This window comes from Geobacillus sp. CX412, from assembly GCF_027942335.1.
Taxonomy (GTDB): Bacteria; Bacillota; Bacilli; order Bacillales; family Anoxybacillaceae; genus Parageobacillus_B; species Parageobacillus_B toebii.
On sequence record NZ_CP103461.1, the window covers coordinates 3,186,688 to 3,206,321 of the forward strand.

9 protein-coding genes, 3 rRNA genes, 5 pseudogenes and 1 riboswitch are annotated in these 19,634 nt (G+C 48.9%); of the genes and pseudogenes, 2 read left to right on the plus strand and 15 right to left on the minus strand.

Features of this window, described 5'->3' with window-relative positions:
• Positions 1 to 22: 22 nt before the first annotated feature.
• Positions 23 to 103 carry an EYxxD motif small membrane protein gene (locus NXM86_RS16575; protein WP_338049574.1) on the plus strand — a complete coding sequence of 27 codons (81 nt, stop codon included), beginning with the start codon at positions 23 to 25 and terminating at the stop codon, positions 101 to 103.
• Here the strand turns inward: NXM86_RS16575 and purD are convergent.
• The 12 genes and pseudogenes from purD to purE all read right to left on the minus strand — a co-directional run bounded on the left by purD (position 66) and on the right by purE (position 12,784).
• Positions 66 to 1,349 carry a phosphoribosylamine--glycine ligase gene (purD, locus tag NXM86_RS16580; protein WP_375216787.1) on the minus strand — a complete coding sequence of 428 codons (1,284 nt, stop codon included), beginning with the start codon at positions 1,347 to 1,349 and terminating at the stop codon, positions 66 to 68. The genes NXM86_RS16575 and purD overlap by 38 nt on opposite strands.
• A gap of 15 nt (positions 1,350 to 1,364) precedes the next feature.
• Positions 1,365 to 2,903, minus strand: a complete 1,539-nt coding sequence (gene purH, locus NXM86_RS16585) for a bifunctional phosphoribosylaminoimidazolecarboxamide formyltransferase/IMP cyclohydrolase (RefSeq protein ID WP_081189526.1) — start codon at positions 2,901 to 2,903, stop codon at positions 1,365 to 1,367.
• On the minus strand, positions 2,903 to 3,487 hold the full coding sequence (purN, locus tag NXM86_RS16590) for a phosphoribosylglycinamide formyltransferase (protein WP_108430249.1): 585 nt from the start codon (positions 3,485 to 3,487) through the stop codon (positions 2,903 to 2,905). The genes purH and purN overlap by 1 nt, the downstream gene beginning before the upstream one ends.
• Positions 3,484 to 4,524: a phosphoribosylformylglycinamidine cyclo-ligase gene (purM, locus tag NXM86_RS16595; protein WP_081189525.1), complete on the minus strand. Its 1,041-nt coding sequence runs from the start codon at positions 4,522 to 4,524 to the stop codon at positions 3,484 to 3,486. The genes purN and purM overlap by 4 nt, the downstream gene beginning before the upstream one ends.
• Before the next feature lie 16 nt (positions 4,525 to 4,540).
• Complete coding sequence (gene purF / locus NXM86_RS16600; protein ID WP_089096759.1) at positions 4,541 to 5,953, minus strand: amidophosphoribosyltransferase; 1,413 nt, start codon at positions 5,951 to 5,953, stop codon at positions 4,541 to 4,543.
• A pseudogene (gene purL / locus NXM86_RS16605) lies at positions 5,929 to 8,155 on the minus strand (phosphoribosylformylglycinamidine synthase subunit PurL). Before purL ends, purF begins: the two are co-directional and overlap by 25 nt.
• Positions 8,139 to 8,825, minus strand: a complete 687-nt coding sequence (purQ, locus tag NXM86_RS16610; RefSeq protein WP_012749004.1) for a phosphoribosylformylglycinamidine synthase subunit PurQ — start codon at positions 8,823 to 8,825, stop codon at positions 8,139 to 8,141. The pseudogene purL and the gene purQ overlap by 17 nt, the downstream one beginning before the upstream one ends.
• Positions 8,822 to 9,076 carry a phosphoribosylformylglycinamidine synthase subunit PurS gene (purS, locus tag NXM86_RS16615; protein ID WP_012749003.1) on the minus strand — a complete coding sequence of 85 codons (255 nt, stop codon included), beginning with the start codon at positions 9,074 to 9,076 and terminating at the stop codon, positions 8,822 to 8,824. Before purS ends, purQ begins: the two co-directional genes overlap by 4 nt.
• A pseudogene (gene purC / locus NXM86_RS16620) lies at positions 9,064 to 9,791 on the minus strand (phosphoribosylaminoimidazolesuccinocarboxamide synthase). The gene purS and the pseudogene purC overlap by 13 nt, the downstream one beginning before the upstream one ends.
• Positions 9,792 to 9,868: 77 nt before the next feature.
• Positions 9,869 to 11,162: pseudogene (gene purB, locus NXM86_RS16625) on the minus strand (adenylosuccinate lyase).
• Positions 11,159 to 12,237, minus strand: a pseudogene (gene purK / locus NXM86_RS16630) (5-(carboxyamino)imidazole ribonucleotide synthase). Before purK ends, purB begins: the two co-directional pseudogenes overlap by 4 nt.
• A gap of 58 nt (positions 12,238 to 12,295) precedes the next feature.
• Positions 12,296 to 12,784, minus strand: coding sequence for a 5-(carboxyamino)imidazole ribonucleotide mutase (gene purE, locus NXM86_RS16635; protein WP_012748999.1), 489 nt, complete (start codon positions 12,782 to 12,784; stop codon positions 12,296 to 12,298).
• A 114-nt stretch (positions 12,785 to 12,898) separates the two neighbouring features.
• A riboswitch (purine riboswitch) is annotated at positions 12,899 to 13,000 on the minus strand.
• 148 nt (positions 13,001 to 13,148) lie between these two features.
• Here purE and NXM86_RS16640 point away from each other — a divergent pair.
• A pseudogene (locus NXM86_RS16640) lies at positions 13,149 to 13,585 on the plus strand (Hsp20/alpha crystallin family protein).
• Between the two features lie 367 nt (positions 13,586 to 13,952).
• Here the strand turns inward: NXM86_RS16640 and rrf are convergent.
• The 3 genes from rrf to NXM86_RS16655 form a co-directional block, all read right to left on the minus strand.
• Positions 13,953 to 14,069, minus strand: a 5S ribosomal RNA gene (rrf, locus tag NXM86_RS16645).
• A gap of 165 nt (positions 14,070 to 14,234) precedes the next feature.
• A 23S ribosomal RNA gene (locus NXM86_RS16650) occupies positions 14,235 to 17,168 on the minus strand.
• A gap of 651 nt (positions 17,169 to 17,819) precedes the next feature.
• A 16S ribosomal RNA gene (locus NXM86_RS16655) occupies positions 17,820 to 19,377 on the minus strand.
• Together the 16S, 23S and 5S rRNA genes form the textbook arrangement of a ribosomal RNA operon.
• Positions 19,378 to 19,634 lie beyond the last annotated feature (257 nt).

The following is a 19,634-nucleotide window of genomic DNA, read 5'->3' on the forward strand; positions in this document are numbered from 1 at the left end:
GTTACTCGAATATATAACAGATATGTCATTTGTACTTGCATCCCTCATCGGCGGCATTATTGCTCTTACATTTGTGTACGTGCGGAAAAAGCGCGTTCGATAGCTTTATTTCCAATGTCGCGGCGATAAAACAGCTGATCGCATGTAATATAGGAAATTCGCTCATATACCGTTTGTTGTGCTTGCTTTAGCGTCTCCCCTTTCGCCGCAACAAGCAACACGCGTCCTCCGTTTGTGCATAACGCGCCGTTTTCCATCATCGTTCCCGCGTGGAACAACAGTGCGCTTTCTCCTAACTGTTCCCATCCTTTAATAACTGCTCCGCGCTCGTATTTTCCTGGATAACCTTTCGCTGCTAAGACAACGCCAATCACTGCTTCTTCTGACCATGTAAGCTCTATTTCACGGTCCGCAAGCAAGTCCAAAATCACTTGAATCAAATCGTTTTGTAAACGCGGCAAAACGACTTGCGCTTCCGGGTCGCCAAAGCGTGCGTTAAACTCGATGACTTTTGGTCCTTGTTTTGTTGCCATTAATCCAGCGTACAGCACGCCGGTAAACGGCCTGCCTTCCGCGGCCATCGCTTTCGCCATCGGCTTGATAATTTGCGAAAGCGCCGCATCAATCGTTTGTGCTGAAATTTGCGGTACAGGAGAGTATGCCCCCATTCCGCCTGTATTTGGTCCTTGATCATTGTCATATGCCCGCTTATGATCTTGGGCAATGACCATCGGATAAACGCGCTCTCCATGGACAAACGCCATGAACGAAAATTCTTCGCCCTCCAAATATTCTTCAATTACTACTTGCTTGCTCGCTTCGCCGAATCGTTTTTCGACCATCATCGCGCTTAGTGCTTCCATTGCTTCCGGCAGCGTCGCAGCAACGATAACCCCTTTTCCTGCCGCTAATCCGTCCGCTTTAATGACAATCGGCGCTCCTTTTTTCTCGACATACGCTTTTGCTTCTTCATACGAAGTGAAAGTTGCATGTTCCGACGTTGGAATGCCGTACTTTTTCATCATCTCTTTCGCGAACGCCTTGCTTCCTTCGATCAATGCCGCTTCTTTGCGTGGCCCGAAAATGCGCAGCCCTTCCTCCACAAAACGGTCGACAATACCGGCAAGCAACGGGGCTTCCGGACCGACGATCGTAAGATCGATACCCTCTTGTTTTGCAAACTGAACAAGCGCTTCGACATCCTGCTCATCAATCGAAACGAGCTCGGCGACTTGAGCGATCCCCGGATTGCCTGGGGCGGCATATAACCTACTTACGAGCGGGCTTTGCGCGGCTTTCCAGGCAATCGCATGCTCCCTGCCGCCGCGTCCGATAATAAGCACTTTCATGTTATTCCCTCCAACTTAATGTTTAAAATGGCGGATTCCTGTAAAGACCATGGCAATTCCGTATTCATCTGCTTTTTTGATCGAATCGGCGTCGCGAATCGAGCCGCCTGGCTGGATGATTGCTGTGATTCCTGCTTTCGCTGCCGCCTCCACCGTATCATCCATTGGGAAAAACGCGTCAGAGGCAAGCACGGCTCCTTTTGCTTTTTCCCCTGCTTGTTCAATCGCAATTTTCGCCGCGCCGACGCGATTCATTTGACCGGCACCGACGCCGATGGTCATTCCGTCTTTTGCAAGCACGATCGCGTTCGATTTCACATGTTTCACCACTTTCCATGCAAACCGCAACGCTTCCCATTCTTGTTCCGTCGGCTCGCGTTTCGTTACAACTTTAATCTCCGCGTCATCGAGCGTATGCGTATCCGTTTCTTGAACAAGCAATCCGCCTTGTACGGAAACAAGCAGCTTCTCTTTCGTGTTTGGCGCCGTGAAATCAACGGTAAGAAGGCGAATGTTTTTCTTTTGTGTTAAAATATCGAGCGCTTCTTTGCTAAACGATGGGGCAATCACGATTTCTAAAAAGATTTCATGCATTTTTTCGGCGGTTTCTTTATCGACCTCGCGGTTTAGGGCGATAATGCCGCCAAAAATCGAGGTTGGATCCGCTTCGTACGCTTTGGTGAACGCTTCATAAATCGTTGCGCCAACACCGACACCGCACGGATTCATATGCTTCACCGCCACCGCGGCTGGTTCGGTAAATTCTTTGACGATTTGCAATGCCGCATTCGCATCGTTAATGTTGTTATATGACAATTCTTTTCCATGCAGCTGCATTGCTTGGGCAATCGAGAAAGATGCGCCTAACGGTTTTTTGTAAAACGCCGCAGTTTGGTGAGGGTTTTCCCCATAACGCAACGCTTGTTTTTTCTCGAAAGTGATCGTCAATGATTCCGGATACTCTTCTCCAGTTTTATTCGTTAAGTACTCCGCAATCATCGCATCGTACGCAGCTGTATGGCGAAATACTTTTGCCGCAAGCTTTAATTTCGTTTCTGCCGAGACATCTCCGTGTTTTTTTAGTTCTTGCACTACCGTATCATAGTCGGCCGGGTCAACGACAACCGTCACATATTGATGGTTTTTCGCCGCCGCCCGCAGCATCGTCGGGCCGCCAATATCAATGTTTTCGATCGCTTCGGCAAACGTCACGTCGCTTTTGGCGATCGTTTGTTGAAACGGGTACAAATTGACGACAACAAGGTCAATTGGGGTAATGTGATGCTCGCGAAGCTCGCTTTGATGGCGCTCATTGTCGCGAATCGCAAGAAGTCCCCCATGGATCATCGGATGCAATGTTTTGACGCGCCCATCTAAAATTTCCGGAAATCCGGTAACATCAGAAATGCCTATGACAGGAACTCCCGCTTCTTCTAACGTTTTTTTCGTTCCGCCTGTTGAAATAATTTCCACACCGAGTTCCACTAACTGTTTCGCCAATGATACGATTCCTTCTTTGTTCGATACACTTAATAATGCCCGTTTTACTGCCATTATTCTCGATCCTTTCTATCATGTTCGAGTAATGTTTTTAATACAGCTGGATATAGCTCATGTTCCACTTCATGAATGCGCTCCTCTAGCTGTGCTAGCGATTCTCCTTCGTGAATGGCAATCGCGCGTTGAGCAATGATTGGTCCTGTATCCATTCCTTCATCAACATAATGGATCGTCACACCAGTTATTTTCACTCCTGCGCGGTACGCCTGCCCAATCGCATCTTTTCCCGGGAACGCCGGCAACAGCGAAGGATGAATATTGACGATTTTCCCTTCATATGCATCAAGCAATGTTGGACCAATGAGCCGCATATAACCGGCAAGAGCGATAAATTCGATCTCGTGTTTTCGCAACTCAGCTAAAATCGCTTGTTCAAATTCGGCTTTTGAGTCGTAATCTTTCGGAGAAAAAACGAACGTAGGGATTCGCTCCCGCTCCGCCCGTTCAATCACTTTCGCTCCCGGCTTGTCGCATACTAATAACGCTACTCTTGCTGGCACAATTCCGTTTTTCACCGCATCGACAATCGCTTGAAAATTCGTTCCGCTGCCGGAAGCAAATATGGCGATATTTTTCATGACATCGCCCCTCCGGCAAACGAAACGCCTTCTCCTTGTTTCACGCGGCCGATTAAATACGCTTTCTCACCAAGTTCTTCTAAGCGTGCGATCACTGGATGAATCATTTCACTATCTACCGCCAGCACCATGCCAATACCCATATTAAAAATCGAAAACATATCACGGCGAAGAAGGTTTCCTTTTTCTTGCAGGAGGTCAAAAACCGGCGGAATCGGCCACGAACCGTAATCAATTTCCGCACCTAATCCTTTCGGAAGCATACGTGGAATGTTTTCGATAAAACCGCCGCCAGTAATATGCGCCATTCCTTTGATTTCAAATTGTTTCATCACGTTAAGCAACGGTTTTACATAAATGCGCGTCGGTTTTAATAGTTCTTCTCCTAATGGAACACTAAGCGGTTCATAGACGCGATCAAGCGCAAGTTTCGCCTGCTCGAAAACGATGCAGCGAACGAGCGAATAGCCGTTGCTATGAATGCCGTTTGATGCAAGTCCGATGAGAGCATCTCCCGCTTGAATGGCACTGCCGGTAACAAGCTTCGACTTTTCGGCAATACCGACCGCAAAGCCGGCAACATCATATTCATTTTCGTCATACATTCCCGGCATTTCCGCCGTTTCTCCCCCAATAAGAGCACAGCCGGCCTCGACGCAGCCGTCCGCGATTCCTTTGACAATTTGCGCGATTTTTTCCGGTATTGCTTTGCCGCACGCGATATAGTCAAGGAAAAAGAGCGGCTCTGCTCCTTGCACAACGATATCGTTGACACACATTGCCACACAATCGATTCCAATCGTATCATGGCAGTCCATCATAAACGCGATTTTTAGTTTTGTCCCCACTCCGTCCGTCCCGGAAATAAGCACCGGTTCGCGATAGCCGAGTGAAGATAAATCGAACATCCCGCCAAAACCGCCTAATCCGCTGAGCACTTCAGGGCGCATTGTTTTTTGCACATGCTGCTTCATCAAGGAGACCGCCTTATACCCTGCTTCAATATCCACACCCGCTTGTTTATATGCTTCTGCCACGTCGAGTCCCCCTTTTTTACTTTGTTGCCATAAACAGCGACCGCGCTTTATGAATATCTGTCGGATAGTTTCCGGTAAAACATGCCATACATTGCCCACGTAATGGTAGATGAGGAGAGCGCCCAATCGCTTCTAACAGCCCTTCCTGACTTAAAAACGCCAAGGAATCTGCTCCGATGATTTGGCGGATTTCTTCTACCGTATAATTAGATGCAATCAATTCCTCTTTTGTGGATGTATCAATCCCGTAAAAACAAGGATGAGTGATCGGCGGCGAGCTGATGCGGACATGCACTTCCGTCGCTCCTGCTTCGCGAAGCATCGCAACAATGCGTTTGCTTGTCGTGCCGCGCACGATCGAATCATCGACCATGACGACGCGTTTTTCCGCGACAACGCCGCGTACCGGGGAAAGTTTCATTTTTACTCCTTGTTCGCGAAGTGACTGGGACGGCTGAATAAATGTACGTCCGACATATCGGTTTTTAATGAGCCCAAGCTCATAAGGAATACCCGTGGCTTCCGCGTAACCAATCGCAACGGAAATGCTTGAATCAGGCACGCCGGTGACAATGTCCGCTTCCACCGGAGCTTCAAGCGCCAGGCGTTTCCCCAGATTTTTTCTTGCTGTATGAATGTTGATGCCATCGACATTGCTGTCTGGACGAGCAAAATAAATGTATTCCATGCTGCAAATCGAACGTGATTGCGCTTGTGCAAATCGTTCAGAACGCATTCCTTCCGCGCTGATGATGATTAGCTCTCCCGGTTCCACTTCCCGCTCATACGTCGCGCCAACGACATCAAACGCGCACGTTTCGGAAGCGATAACATATGCATTGCCAAGCCGCCCAATGGAAAGCGGGCGGAACCCATGCGGGTCGAGCGCCACGTACAACGCTGTTTCCGTCAATAGCAGGAAAGCGAACGCTCCTTCAACATACGTGAGCGCTTCTTTAATTTGCTCTTTGAATGTCGGCGCATGGCTGCGGCGAATGAGATGAGCAAATACTTCCGTATCCGATGTCGTTTGGAAAATGCTACCTTGCTCCTCCAGCTGAAGCTTTAAGTCCATCGCGTTGACGAGATTGCCGTTATGTGCAAGCGCAATGCTTCCGGTTTGCGAACGGAACAGAAGCGGCTGAACGTTTTCATAGCCGCCTCCTCCCGCGGTTGAATAACGAACATGACCGATGGCGGCCGATCCTTTTAGCGCTTGAAGCTCTCCGTTGCTGAACACTTCGGTAACAAGCCCTAATCCTTTATGTCCTTGCAACATTCCTTGATGGGCGACAACAATTCCCGCTCCTTCTTGTCCGCGATGCTGAAGACTATGCAAACCGTAATATGTTATTTGCGCCGCATTTTCGTGTCCCCAAATGCCGAAAACACCACACTCTTCGTTCAATCCTTTGATTTCAGCAAGCATGGAATAGCTCCTTTCCAAACGCTTCTCATTTGCTCGACTGAAAGCTGGATGACAACTTCTCCGCTCGCTCGTTCAACAAGAAGCGTGCCATCGTTTGTTACTTCGCCAATAAGCTTCGCTTCCACAAGCTTTTCAAACTTTTCTTGATTTTCTTTTTCACGGAAACGATGAAACGAGATTGTGTTTCACTAAATAATTGAGACGTTATATCCCCGTCCACTGTTACTTTCGCGCCAAGGCCGTTTGTGCTCATCACGCATTCCGCCAGAGCGACCGCAAAACCGCCTTCTGCGATATCGTGCGCGGATGCGACGACTCCTGCTTGAATCGCCGTCAGCAATTCTTGCTGCCGCTTTGCTTCCGTTGCTAAATCAATTTCCGGTGCTTTTCCAAAAATGCGGCCTTCTAGCAATTTTTGCAGCTCGCTTCCGCCGAACTCCTGCTTCGCTTCCCCAATCACATAAATGAGATCGCCTGCTTGTTGAAACGCTTGTGTAGTAATATGACGAATGTCCTCCACGAGTCCAACCATGCCGATAACAGGTGTCGGATAAATGGCTTCTCCATTTGTTTCGTTATATAAAGAAACGTTTCCACTAATGACTGGAGTTCCTAACACTCGGCAAACTTCGCTCATTCCGTCAACGGCTTTTTCTAGCTGCCAAAAAATTTCTGGTTTCTCTGGATTGCCGAAATTTAAGCAGTCTGTAATCGCCAGCGGTTTCGCTCCTGAACAGACAACGTTTCGCGCCGCTTCCGCCACGGCGATTTTTCCGCCCGTTTCTGGATCTAAATAAATGTAGCGCGAGTTGCAATCGGTCGTCATCGCCAGCGCCTTGTTCGTTGCCGCGGATGCGCAAGACCGCAGCGTCCGATCCTGGGGCAACGACCGTATTTGTCCGCACCATGTAATCGTATTGTTGATACACCCATTCTTTGCTTGCAATCGTTGGCTGGGCTAATAACGAAAGCAGCGTTTCTTCATAGTTGGAAACAGCCGGAACATACGGTTCCATCGCTTGAAATTCGCGATAATATGCTGGTTCTTTCGACGGTTTATGGTATACTGGCGCATCTTTGGCTAAGGCGTCGACCGGGATTTCGGCGACGACTTCCCCACGAAAATAAAGGCGGAGCATTTTGTCATCGGTCACTTTGCCAATCGCTTTCGCTTCGAGCCCATATTTTGCAAACAACTCATAAATTTCTTGCTCGCGTCCTTGTTTGACGACAAGCAGCATCCGTTCTTGCGATTCGGACAGCATCATTTCATACGGAGTCATGCCTGCCTCGCGCTGTGGAACAAGATCTAAGTTCATCTCGATGCCAAAACCGCCTTTGCTCGCCATTTCCGCCGAAGAACTCGTCAAGCCCGCCGCTCCCATATCTTGAATGCCAACAAGCGCATCGGATTTTACTACTTCCAAGCACGCTTCAAGCAATAATTTTTCCATAAATGGATCGCCGACTTGAACAGCCGGTCGTTTCGCTTCTGATTGCTCGGTCAATTCCTCGGAAGCGAACGTCGCTCCATGAATCCGTCGCGTCCTGTTTTTGCTCCGACGTACATGACCGTATTCCCTACACCCGATGCGATTCCACGCTGGATGTCTTCATGACGGATGATGCCGACACACATGGCGTTAACGAGCGGATTTCCTTCATAAGCCGCATCAAATTGCACTTCGCCGCCAACGGTTGGAATGCCGACGCAATTGCCGTACCCAGCGATTCCCGCAACGACATGCTCAAATAAATATTTTACGCGCGGGAAGTCAATTCCCCGAACCGAAGCGAGTTTAACAAAGCGATAGGGCGCGCTCCCATCGAAAATACATCACGGATGATCCCGCCGACACCAGTCGCCGCTCCTTGATACGGTTCAATGGCGGACGGATGGTTATGGCTTTCGATTTTAAACGCCACCGCCAGCCCATCACCGATGTCAACGATGCCCGCTCCTTCCCCTGGACCTTGAAGCACATGTTTTCCTTCCGTTGGAAACTTTTTTAGTACAGGTTTAGAATTTTTATAGCTGCAATGTTCTGACCACATGACCGAGAAAATTCCCGTTTCTGTATAGTTTGGCAGACGTCCAAGAATTTTCTCGATCATCGCGAACTCTTCATCCGTTAATCCCATTTCCCGATACAGTTTTTCTTCTTTAATCATTGTTGGGGTTGGCTCAAGCAGTAACGACATGTGTTTCCCTCCAATATTTCACGATCGATTGAAACAATTTTAATCCGTCAGCGCTGCCAAGAAGCGAATCAACAGCTCGCTCCGGATGCGGCATCATTCCAAGTACGTTCCCTTTTTCATTGACAATTCCAGCGATGTCGTCCAAGCTTCCATTTGGGTTTTCCCCATGATAGCGAAAGACGATTTGCCGATTTTCGATCAGCCGCTTCAGTGTTTGCTCATCACAGTAATAATTGCCTTCACCGTGGGCGATTGGAATCGTAATCACTTCCCCTTGTTTGTAAGCGGACGTAAACATCGTTTCGTTATTTTCGACTCTTAATGAAACCGGACGGCAAATAAATTTCAAACTGTTATTGCGGCGCATCGCTCCTGGAAGCAGTCCTGCTTCTAGCAAAATTTGAAACCCGTTGCATACGCCTAGCACCGGCTTTCCTTCATCTGCCGCTTTTTTCACTGCTTTCATGACATTGGAAAAGCGGGCGATCGCTCCGGAGCGAAGATAATCTCCATAGGAAAATCCTCCTGGAAGCAAAATGGCGTCAAATCGATCAAGGTTTTCCGCATCATGCCATACATATTCCACTTCTTCTCCTAATTCATCGGCAATCGCATGATACATATCGACGTCACAGTTGGAACCTGGAAACACAATGACCGCGAATTTCACTGTACGACTACCTCCTCAATTTCATAGCGGTAGTCTTCAATCACTGTATTCGCTAGGAGCTTTTCGCACATTTCACGAACAAGGACATCAATATCGCGCTCGCTTTTTTCGATGACAAGCTCCATAAATTTTCCGATTCGTACATCCTGCACTTCCTTATAAGACAAGCTATGGAGCGCTCCCTTCACCGCCGTTCCTTGCGGGTCTAGCACACTTTCTCGTAACGTAACATATACTTTTACTTTGTACATGCTGATTCTCCCCCTAATCGTTGTAAAATCGTTTCATAGGCATCCGTTAAGCTTCCTAAATCACGGCGAAATACGTCTTTATCAAGCTTTTCGTTCGTTTCCATATCCCACAAACGGCAAGTGTCTGGGGAAATTTCATCGGCAAGCAAAATCGCTCCTTCTGCATCAACGCCAAACTCTAATTTAAAATCAATTAATCTCACACGGCGGTCTGCGAAATGTTTCGTTAATACGTCATTCACTTTTAAAGCTAGTTCCTTCAAAACAGCAATTTGTTCTGAGGTAGCCAGCTTTAAAATCGCGATGTGATCTTCTAATAAGAGAGGATCACCGAGGTCATCGTTTTTGTAATAAAATTCAATGAGAGGCTTTTCCAAGCGGGTTCCTTCTGGGATGCCAAGCCGTTTTGCTAGACTCCCAGCAACAACATTGCGGACAACCACTTCTAGAGGAATAATCGTCACTTTCTTGACAAGCTGCTCCGTAGCAGATAATTTTTGAATAAAATGATTTGGAATTCCTGCTTCACAAAGCTTTGAAAATAATACACTTGTAATTTCGTTATTAAGACGCCCTTTCCCCGCAATCGTCGCTTTCTTTTCCCCGTTAAACGCAGTGGCGCTATCTTTATACTCACCCATAATACGTTCGCATCATCAGTCGTATACACTTTTTTCGCTTTTCCTTCATATAGCAATGCTAGCTTTTTGACCATCAAAAAGGCCCCCTAATCCAGAATATTGAGAATTTTTTTAGTTGTACATCGGCAAGGGATTCCTTGCCGATATATCATTACGACAATCCTAACCGTTCAAAAATCGTATCCACATGCTTTAAGTGATAGTGATAATCAAAACAGTCATCGATTTGTTCTTTCGTTAAACGGCTTGTAATCCGCTCATCCGCTTCAATGAGCGAACGGAACGGCACTTGTTTTTCCCATGCCTCCATCGCTTTTGGCTGCACTAAGTCGTACGCTTCTTCGCGCGTCATGCCGGCATCAATTAACGAGAGCAATACGCGCTGCGAATAAATAAGCCCTAATGTGCGATCCATATTTTTCTTCATGTTTTCCGGATAGACTTTCAAGTTTTTCACGATGTTCGTAAAGCGATTTAGCATATAGTTCAACGCGATCGTCGCATCCGGCAAAATGATGCGCTCAGCAGAAGAATGGGAAATATCACGCTCATGCCAAAGAGGCACGTTTTCATAGGCCGTTAACATATAACCGCGAAGAACGCGCGACATTCCTGTCATATTTTCCGAACCGATCGGATTGCGTTTGTGCGGCATCGCCGAAGAACCTTTTTGACCTTTGGCGAAAAACTCTTCCACTTCGCGTACTTCGCTTTTTGCAAACCACGAATTTCAACAGCGAATTTTTCAATCGACGTCGCAATGAGCGCCAACGTCGCCATATAATACGCGTGGCGGTCGCGCTGCAACGTTTGTGTGGAAATCAACGCTGGTTTTAACCCGAGTTTTTCGCATACGTATTGTTCAACAAACGGATCAATATTTGCATACGTTCCAACCGCACCGGAAATTTTCCCGACGCGCACCGTTTCCGCCGCTTGTTTAAAACGTTCTAAATTACGTTGCATCTCCGCATACCAAAGCGCCATTTTAAGACCGAATGTTGTCGGTTCGGCGTGAACGCCGTGCGTGCGCCCATCATCACCGTATATTTATGTTCCTGCGCTTTTTCTTTCAATACTTGAATAAAGTTTTCTAAATCTTTCAACAAAATCTCGTTCGCCTGCTTTAACAAATACGATAACGCTGTGTCAACGACATCGGTAGACGTTAAACCGTAATGCACCCATTTTCGCTCTTCGCCTAGCGTTTCCGAAACCGCGCGCGTAAAAGCAACCACATCATGGCGCGTTTCTTCCTCAATTTCTTTGATACGCTGAATATCAAACGATGCATTTTTGCGGATAAGCTCGACGTCTTCTTTTGGAATTACCCCAAGCTCCGCCCATGCCTCACAAGCTAAAATTTCAACTTCAAGCCATGCTTTGAAACGGTTTTCTTCCGTCCAAATCGCTCCCATTTCCGGTCTTGTGTAACGTTCAATCATACGTGTTCCAGCCTCCGATCATTCCAAATTTGCCATGAATCAATCATTTTAAGTGCTACATTGACATCTTCCGCGAGCACCGTTACGTGCCCCATTTTTCTTTTCGGTTTTGCTTCTTTTTTGCCGTAAAGATGAAGGTGAACGTGGCTTAGTTTTTCGATATTCTGAAGGATTGGTTCCATATGCTCACCTAAAATGTTCACCATCACGGCTGGTTTTAGCAGCTCTGTGCTTCCTAACGGCCAGTTGCAGATGGCACGGACATGCTGCTCAAATTGAGATGTCACACAAGCATTAATTGTATAATGACCTGAGTTGTGCGGTCTAGGGGCAAGCTCATTAATATAAATATCCCCTTCTTTTGTTAAAAACATTTCAACCGCTAACGTTCCGACGAGCCCAAAATAGCCAGCGAGCGTTTCCGCATAACGAACCGCTTTTTGCGCTATGTGCCCGGAAATTCGTGCTGGAACAATCGTTTCGTGCAAAATATTATCGACATGAATATTTTCCGCGACCGGAAATACGGCCATCTCCCCAAGTCCATTTCTTGTTACGATAACGGAAATTTCTTTATCAAACGAAAGCCAGCGTTCTAATACACAAGGGCCAACCGCTAATAAGGATAGCGCTTCCTTGACATCTTCTTTGTTGCGGATGACGAATTGTCCTTTGCCGTCATAGCCGCCGCGCGTGTTTTGAGTACACAAGGAAGACCGACCGTTTCAATGGCCGAAACCAGCTCCTCTTTGGATTGCACTTCGACGTACGGTGCAACAGGAAGTCCCGCATCTGTAATCGCCTTTTTCTCCATCGCACGGTCTTGCGTAATGGCAAGCAGCTTGCTTCCTTGCGGCACATACGCGTGTTCCACGAGCCAATTTAAAGCATTCGCATCAATATTTTCAAATTCGTACGTAATGACATCACTCACCGCAGCAAGCTTTCGAATTGCTTCAAGATCGTTATATTCTGCCGTAATCTCGATATCCGCCACTTGGCCACATGGAGAATCTGGGGTTGGATCAAGAACGGCAACGCGAAATCCCATTTCTCTCGCAGCGATTGCCATCATCCGCCCAAGTTGTCCACCGCCAATAATTCCAATCGTTTGTCCAGGAATGATTTGTCGATTACACAAGTTGATCACTGCTTTCCATTACTTGTTTTCTTATCGTTTCCCTGCGTTTTTTTAGCGCCTCCATGTATTGCGGGTAATGAATGCCTAACATCGAGGCTGCTAAAAGCCCCGCGTTCGTAGCTCCCGCTTTGCCGATGGCGACCGTCGCCACTGGTACACCTCCCGGCATTTGTACAATGGACAAAAGCGAGTCTAATCCGTTTAACGCTTTTGACTGCACTGGCACACCAATCACCGGCAGCGTCGTTTTAGCGGCAACCATCCCTGGTAAATGCGCCGCTCCCCCTGCTCCGGCAATAATGACTTTAATTCCTCTTTCTTCCGCCGTCTCCGCATACTCAAACATGTAATCTGGCGTTCGATGGGCGGAAACTACTTTTTTTTCAAACGGAATTTGTAATTCTTCTAATATATCGCAAGCATATTTCATTGTCTCCCAATCCGATTGACTTCCCATAATCACACCAACAAGCGGCTGCATGTGGCATTCACCTCTTTGATTCTCTTCATATAAAAAACCAGAACGAACGTTCCCTCTATTGATAAGGGAAAGCATCGTTCTGGGCATACCTCGGCTATAAGGTGACGAAAAAACCAATACGATCCTTTCCCTCATAGTCCAATAATTTACGGTTATTGGGTAGAGACTTTTGGGCCATATTCCCAAAATTATATGAGGGTGATTCACTTTATGAAGTTACTATTATCTTACCAACCTTTTTCAGAAGATGTCAATATAAAATCGAACATTTAATTTATTTATACTATTAATGTTCGTGTTTTCTATTCATTCTCACAAAACGGTATAGAAAACATATGATGAAATAGCGGAGGAGGGAGTTGCCGTGAAGTCAAACCCGTTTAACTCGTTTCCCGAATGGACAAAACAATGGGAACAGTTTTTTCAAGGAGATTTTTGGGGAGTTTCCAATCATTCTTACCGACAACGAAAAAGCAATCTGGCATGAATATATACAAAAAGGACAACGAGCTATTAATCGTTGTCAGTTTACCGGGATTAGAAAAAATGGAAGATGTTGAACTTTATGTGTACTATAAAACATTAGAAATTAAAGCAAATATTAATTTGCAATTCAAAGGGTTCGAATTAATCGAAGAAGGAATTTTTCAAGGAGAATGGGAAACAACGATCCCGCTTCCCTTTGCAGTAAAGGAAGATCGAATTGAGGCAACATATCACAATGGTCTATTGTTTATTCATCTTCATCGCCTAATCCCTGATGGGACAAAAAAGAAAATCGAAATCAAAAAAGGAGAATAGTTTTTACATTCGACATGTTTTCAACTACCGTAAAAGCGCAATAAAAACATGATCATTCAAAAACAAACCAATCATTGGTAAGAAAATATGTATGATAAAAATGGGTTACAGTACATCGCTTTCCCTGCAAGTGATCACTCCTTTCTCCTTCTAAATATAAAAAAGGGAGGGTGTCCACAAATTTTTGGGACACCCTCTTTTCACAGCTTCCGTTTCCTATACTAAATCAAAAAGGGGGTCTAGGAAACGATGATAACGCTTCTAGTTTTGGGGGAGAGGATTTAAATGGCGTCATTAAAAACTCAATGGTTTTATATAAGCTGGGCAAAAAAATTAGAGAACTTGTCAGCTCTCTAATTTTTTGCCTGCCTAGCAACGACCTACTCTTGCAGGGGCGCTGGCCCCAACTACCATCGGCGCTGGAGAGCTTAACTTCCGTGTTCGGGATGGGAACGGGTGTTTCCTCTCCGCTATTGTCACTAGGCAAGCACTTCAATTGGCCACATATTATTATATTCCAATCATCACGTTTGTCAAGAGGGATTTCGTTCCCTCAAAACTAGATAACCGTCTGTTTGGAAGAAGCCGTTTTGCATAGGCGGCTTCCGCTTTTCCGTTGTCTAACTCCTAGCGTCCTCCGCTTTTCCGCTTGGTTAAGTCCTCGATCGATTAGTATCCGTCAGCTCCACGTGTCGCCACGCTTCCACCTCGGACCTATCGACCTCGTCATCTTCGAGGGATCTTACTCGCTTGACGCGATGGGAAATCTCATCTTGAGGGGGGCTTCACGCTTAGATGCTTTCAGCGCTTATCCCTTCCGCACATAGCTACCCAGCGGTGCCCCTGGCGGGACAACTGGTACACCAGCGGTGCGTCCATCCCGGTCCTCTCGTACTAAGGACAGCTCCTCTCAAATTTCCTGCGCCCGCGACGGATAGGGACCGAACTGTCTCACGACGTTCTGAACCCAGCTCGCGTACCGCTTTAATGGGCGAACAGCCCAACCCTTGGGACCGACTACAGCCCCAGGATGCGATGAGCCGACATCGAGGTGCCAAACCTCCCCGTCGATGTGGACTCTTGGGGGAGATCAGCCTGTTATCCCCGGGGTAGCTTTTATCCGTTGAGCGATGGCCCTTCCATACGGAACCACCGGATCACTAAGCCCGACTTTCGTCCCTGCTCGACCTGTCCGTCTCGCAGTCAAGCTCCCTTGTGCCTTTGCACTCTACGAATGATTTCCAACCATTCTGAGGGAACCTTTGGGCGCCTCCGTTACCTTTTGGGAGGCGACCGCCCCAGTCAAACTGCCCACCTGACACTGTCTCCCACCCCGATAAGGGGTGCGGGTTAGAATTTCAATACCGCCAGGGTGGTATCCCACCGGCGCCTCCACCGAAGCTGGCGCTCCGGCTTCTCAGGCTCCCACCTATCCTGTACAAGCGATACCAAAATTCCATATCAGGCTGCAGTAAAGCTCCACGGGGTCTTTCCGTCCTGTCGCGGGTAACCTGCATCTTCACAGGTAGTATGATTTCACCGGGTCTCTCGTTGAGACAGTGCCCAAGTCGTTACACCTTTCGTGCGGGTCGGAACTTACCCGACAAGGAATTTCGCTACCTTAGGACCGTTATAGTTACGGCCGCCGTTTACTGGGGCTTCGGTTCGCACCTTCAGCCTTGCGGCTTAAGCGCTCCCCTTAACCTTCCAGCACCGGGCAGGTGTCAGCCCCTATACTTCGCCTTTCGGCTTCGCAGAGACCTGTGTTTTTGGTAAACAGTCGCTTGGGCCTTTTCACTGCGGCTCTCTCGGGCTCATCACCCAAGAGAGCACCCCTTCTCCCGAAGTTACGGGGTCATTTTGCCGAGTTCCTTAACGAGAGTTCTCCCGCGCACCTTAGGATTCTCTCCTCGCCTACCTGTGTCGGTTTGCGGTACGGGCACCTCTCACCTCGCTAGAGGCTTTTCTTGGCAGTGTAGGATCGGGGACTTCGGGACCGATGGTCCCTTCGCCATCACGGCTCAGCCTTTGCGCCAGACGGATTTGCCTATCTGGCAGCCTAACCGCTTGGACAGGCTATTCCAGCAGCCTGCTCGCCCTACCTTCCTGCGTCCCCCCATTGCTCAAACGGTGAGGAGGTGGTACAGGAATCTCAACCTGTTGCCCATCACCTACGCCTTTCGGCCTCGGCTTAGGTCCCGACTAACCCTGAGCGGACGAACCTTCCTCAGGAAACCTTAGGCTTTCGGTGCAGAGGATTCTCACCTCTGTTTTCGCTACTCACACCGGCATTCTCACTTCTAAGCGCTCCACGAGTCCTTCCGGTCCCGCTTCGGCGCGCTTAGAACGCTCCCCTACCGATGACCAATGGTCATCCCACAGCTTCGGTGGCACGTTTAGCCCCGGTACATTTTCGGCGCAGAGTCACTCGACCAGTGAGCTATTACGCACTCTTTAAATGATGGCTGCTTCTAAGCCAACATCCTGGTTGTCTGGGCAACTCCACATCCTTTTCCACTTAACGTGCACTTTGGGACCTTAGCTGGTGGTCTGGGCTGTTTCCCTCTCGACCACGGATCTTATCACTCGTAGTCTGACTCCCAAGGATAAGTCGTTGGCATTCGGAGTTTGACTGAGTTCGGTAACCCGATGAGGGCCCCTAGCTCAATCAGTGCTCTACCTCCAAGACTCTTCCCTTGAGGCTAGCCCTAAAGCTATTTCGGGGAGAACCAGCTATCTCCAGGTTCGATTGGCATTTCACCCCTACCCACACCTCATCCCCGCACTTTTCAACGTACGTGGGTTCGGGCCTCCAGTAGGTGTTACCCTACCTTCACCCTGGACATGGGTAGATCACCTGGTTTCGGGTCTACGACGACGTACTTAACGCCCTATTCAGACTCGCTTTCGCTGCGGCTCCGTCTCTTCGACTTAACCTCGCACGTCATCGTAACTCGCCGGTTCATTCTACAAAAGGCACGCCATCACCCATGAACGGGCTCTGACTACTTGTAGGCACACGGTTTCAGGTTCTCTTTCACTCCCCTTCCGGGGTGCTTTTCACCTTTCCCTCACGGTACTGGTTCACTATCGGTCACTAGGGAGTATTTAGCCTTGGGAGATGGTCCTCCCTGCTTCCGACGGGATTCCCCGTGTCCCGCCGTACTCAGGATCCACTCGGGGGAACGAAGTTTCGACTACAGGGCTGTCACCTTCTCTGGCGGGCCTTTCCAGACCGCTTCGTCTACCCCGTTCCTTTGTAACTCCCATCATGAGTGGTCCTACAACCCCAAGAGGCAAGCCTCTTGGTTTGGGCTGTTCCCGTTTCGCTCGCCGCTACTCAGGGAATCGCGGTTGCTTTCTTCTCCTCCGGGTACTTAGATGTTTCAGTTCCCCGGGTGTGCCCTCCATACCCTATGGATTCAGGTATGGATACTGCCCCATTACGGACAGTGGGTTTCCCCATTCGGACATCTCCGGATCAACGCTTGCTTACAGCTCCCCGAAGCGTTTCGGCGTTTGCCCCGTCCTTCATCGGCTCCTAGTGCCAAGGCATCCACCGTGCGCCCTTTCTAACTTAACCATGCGAAAACAGCTTCATGCTTGCCGCCTTCGCTTCTCGGCTTCTTCCTATGTCTAGCTTCGGCGCCTAGCTCTCTTGTGCCAAATAACCTTCCCCCTCGAAGTGCAAGCACTTCTGCGGGTGAAGAACATTTGGCTTCGAGAGCTAACCGCGGCGCCTCCGCTTTTCTTTTCGGTTATCTAGTTTTCAAGGAACGAAGCTACTACTTTGAGTTCGCTTCTTTGCAGCTTTGTGCCGAGGAACCTAACTTCCTCGAACCTGCTTGTAGACGCAGGCACAAGACTAATTCTGACACAAAGCCTCTATTTTGAAAGAACATAAACATGCTCCTTCAAAACTGAACAAGGCTACTGCCTTGAATCAACTTCTCTGCTGCCTTGCGTCGAGGAATCTAGCTTCTCTGAATCCACTCGTAGACGCAGACGCAAAACGACTGAAGGAGTGAAATGCTCCCTCAAAACTGAACAAACCCGAAGCGTCCACTTCCGACTAGCCCATAAGGGCAGCCGCTTCCGCTTTTCGTACTGTCTAGCTTCGGCTCCTAGCCCCTCGGGCCGCTTCGGTCTCGCTGCGGCGGCAACAGCCTCCTCGCGAGCCCTCCAGCGCCTGTCGGGGCTAACCAGTCGCCTTCGCTTTTCGTATCATCCTTAGAAAGGAGGTGATCCAGCCGCACCTTCCGGTACGGCTACCTTGTTACGACTTCACCCCAATCACTTGCCCCACCTTCGGCGGCTGGCTCCCTTAAAGGGTTACCTCACCGACTTCGGGTGTTGCAAGCTCTCGTGGTGTGACGGGCGGTGTGTACAAGGCCCGGGAACGTATTCACCGCGGCATGCTGATCCGCGATTACTAGCGATTCCGGCTTCATGCAGGCGAGTTGCAGCCTGCAATCCGAACTGAGAGCGGCTTTTTGGGATTCGCTCCCCCTCGCGGGTTCGCAGCCCTTTGTACCGCCCATTGTAGCACGTGTGTAGCCCAGGTCATAAGGGGCATGATGATTTGACGTCATCCCCACCTTCCTCCGGTTTGTCACCGGCAGTCCCCCTAGAGTGCCCAACTGAATGCTGGCAACTAGGGGCGAGGGTTGCGCTCGTTGCGGGACTTAACCCAACATCTCACGACACGAGCTGACGACAACCATGCACCACCTGTCACCCTGTCCCCCCGAAGGGGGAACGCCCTGTCTCCAGGGTTGTCAGGGGATGTCAAGACCTGGTAAGGTTCTTCGCGTTGCTTCGAATTAAACCACATGCTCCACCGCTTGTGCGGGCCCCCGTCAATTCCTTTGAGTTTCAGCCTTGCGGCCGTACTCCCCAGGCGGAGTGCTTAACGCGTTAGCTACAGCACTAAAGGGTTTAACCCCTCTAACACTTAGCACTCATCGTTTACGGCGTGGACTACCAGGGTATCTAATCCTGTTTGCTCCCCACGCTTTCGCGCCTCAGCGTCAGTTACAGACCAGAGAGCCGCCTTCGCCACTGGTGTTCCTCCACATCTCTACGCATTTCACCGCTACACGTGGAATTCCGCTCTCCTCTTCTGCACTCAAGTCCCCCAGTTTCCAATGACCCTCCACGGTTGAGCCGTGGGCTTTCACATCAGACTTAAGGGACCGCCTGCGCGCGCTTTACGCCCAATAATTCCGGACAACGCTCGCCCCCTACGTATTACCGCGGCTGCTGGCACGTAGTTAGCCGGGGCTTTCTCGTTAGGTACCGTCACCGTACCGCCCTATTCGAACGGTACTTCTTCTTCCCTAACAACAGAGCTTTACGATCCGAAGACCTTCTTCGCTCACGCGGCGTCGCTCCGTCAGACTTTCGTCCATTGCGGAAGATTCCCTACTGCTGCCTCCCGTAGGAGTCTGGGCCGTGTCTCAGTCCCAGTGTGGCCGGTCACCCTCTCAGGCCGGCTACGCATCGTCGCCTTGGTGAGCCGTTACCTCACCAACTAGCTAATGCGCCGCGGGCCCATCCGTAAGTGGTAGCAAAAGCCACCTTTCAACCAAAGACCATGCGGTCTTCGGTGTTATCCGGTATTAGCCCCGGTTTCCCGGAGTTATCCCGGTCTTACGGGCAGGTTACCCACGTGTTACTCACCCGTCCGCCGCTAACCGAACAGAAGCAAGCTTCCGTTCGGTCCGCTCGACTTGCATGTATTAGGCACGCCGCCAGCGTTCGTCCTGAGCCAGGATCAAACTCTCCAAAAAGAAAGTTGATTGGCTTCTTTTCAGCTTCAGCGCCGACACCGCAAGGCGTCGCTCGCCTTCGCTTTTCTATTTGGACGCTTCGTTTTGTTCAGTTTTCAAAGAACATTTGTTTTGTTCTTTAAAAGCGACTCTTATAATATATCACTTTCAATTTAACATGTCAATATGTTTTTTAATTTTTTTCGTCCGCATCAAAGCGGCTTTACTAATATAACATCATCGCTTATTAAATGTCAACCATTTACCATAGGTATTTT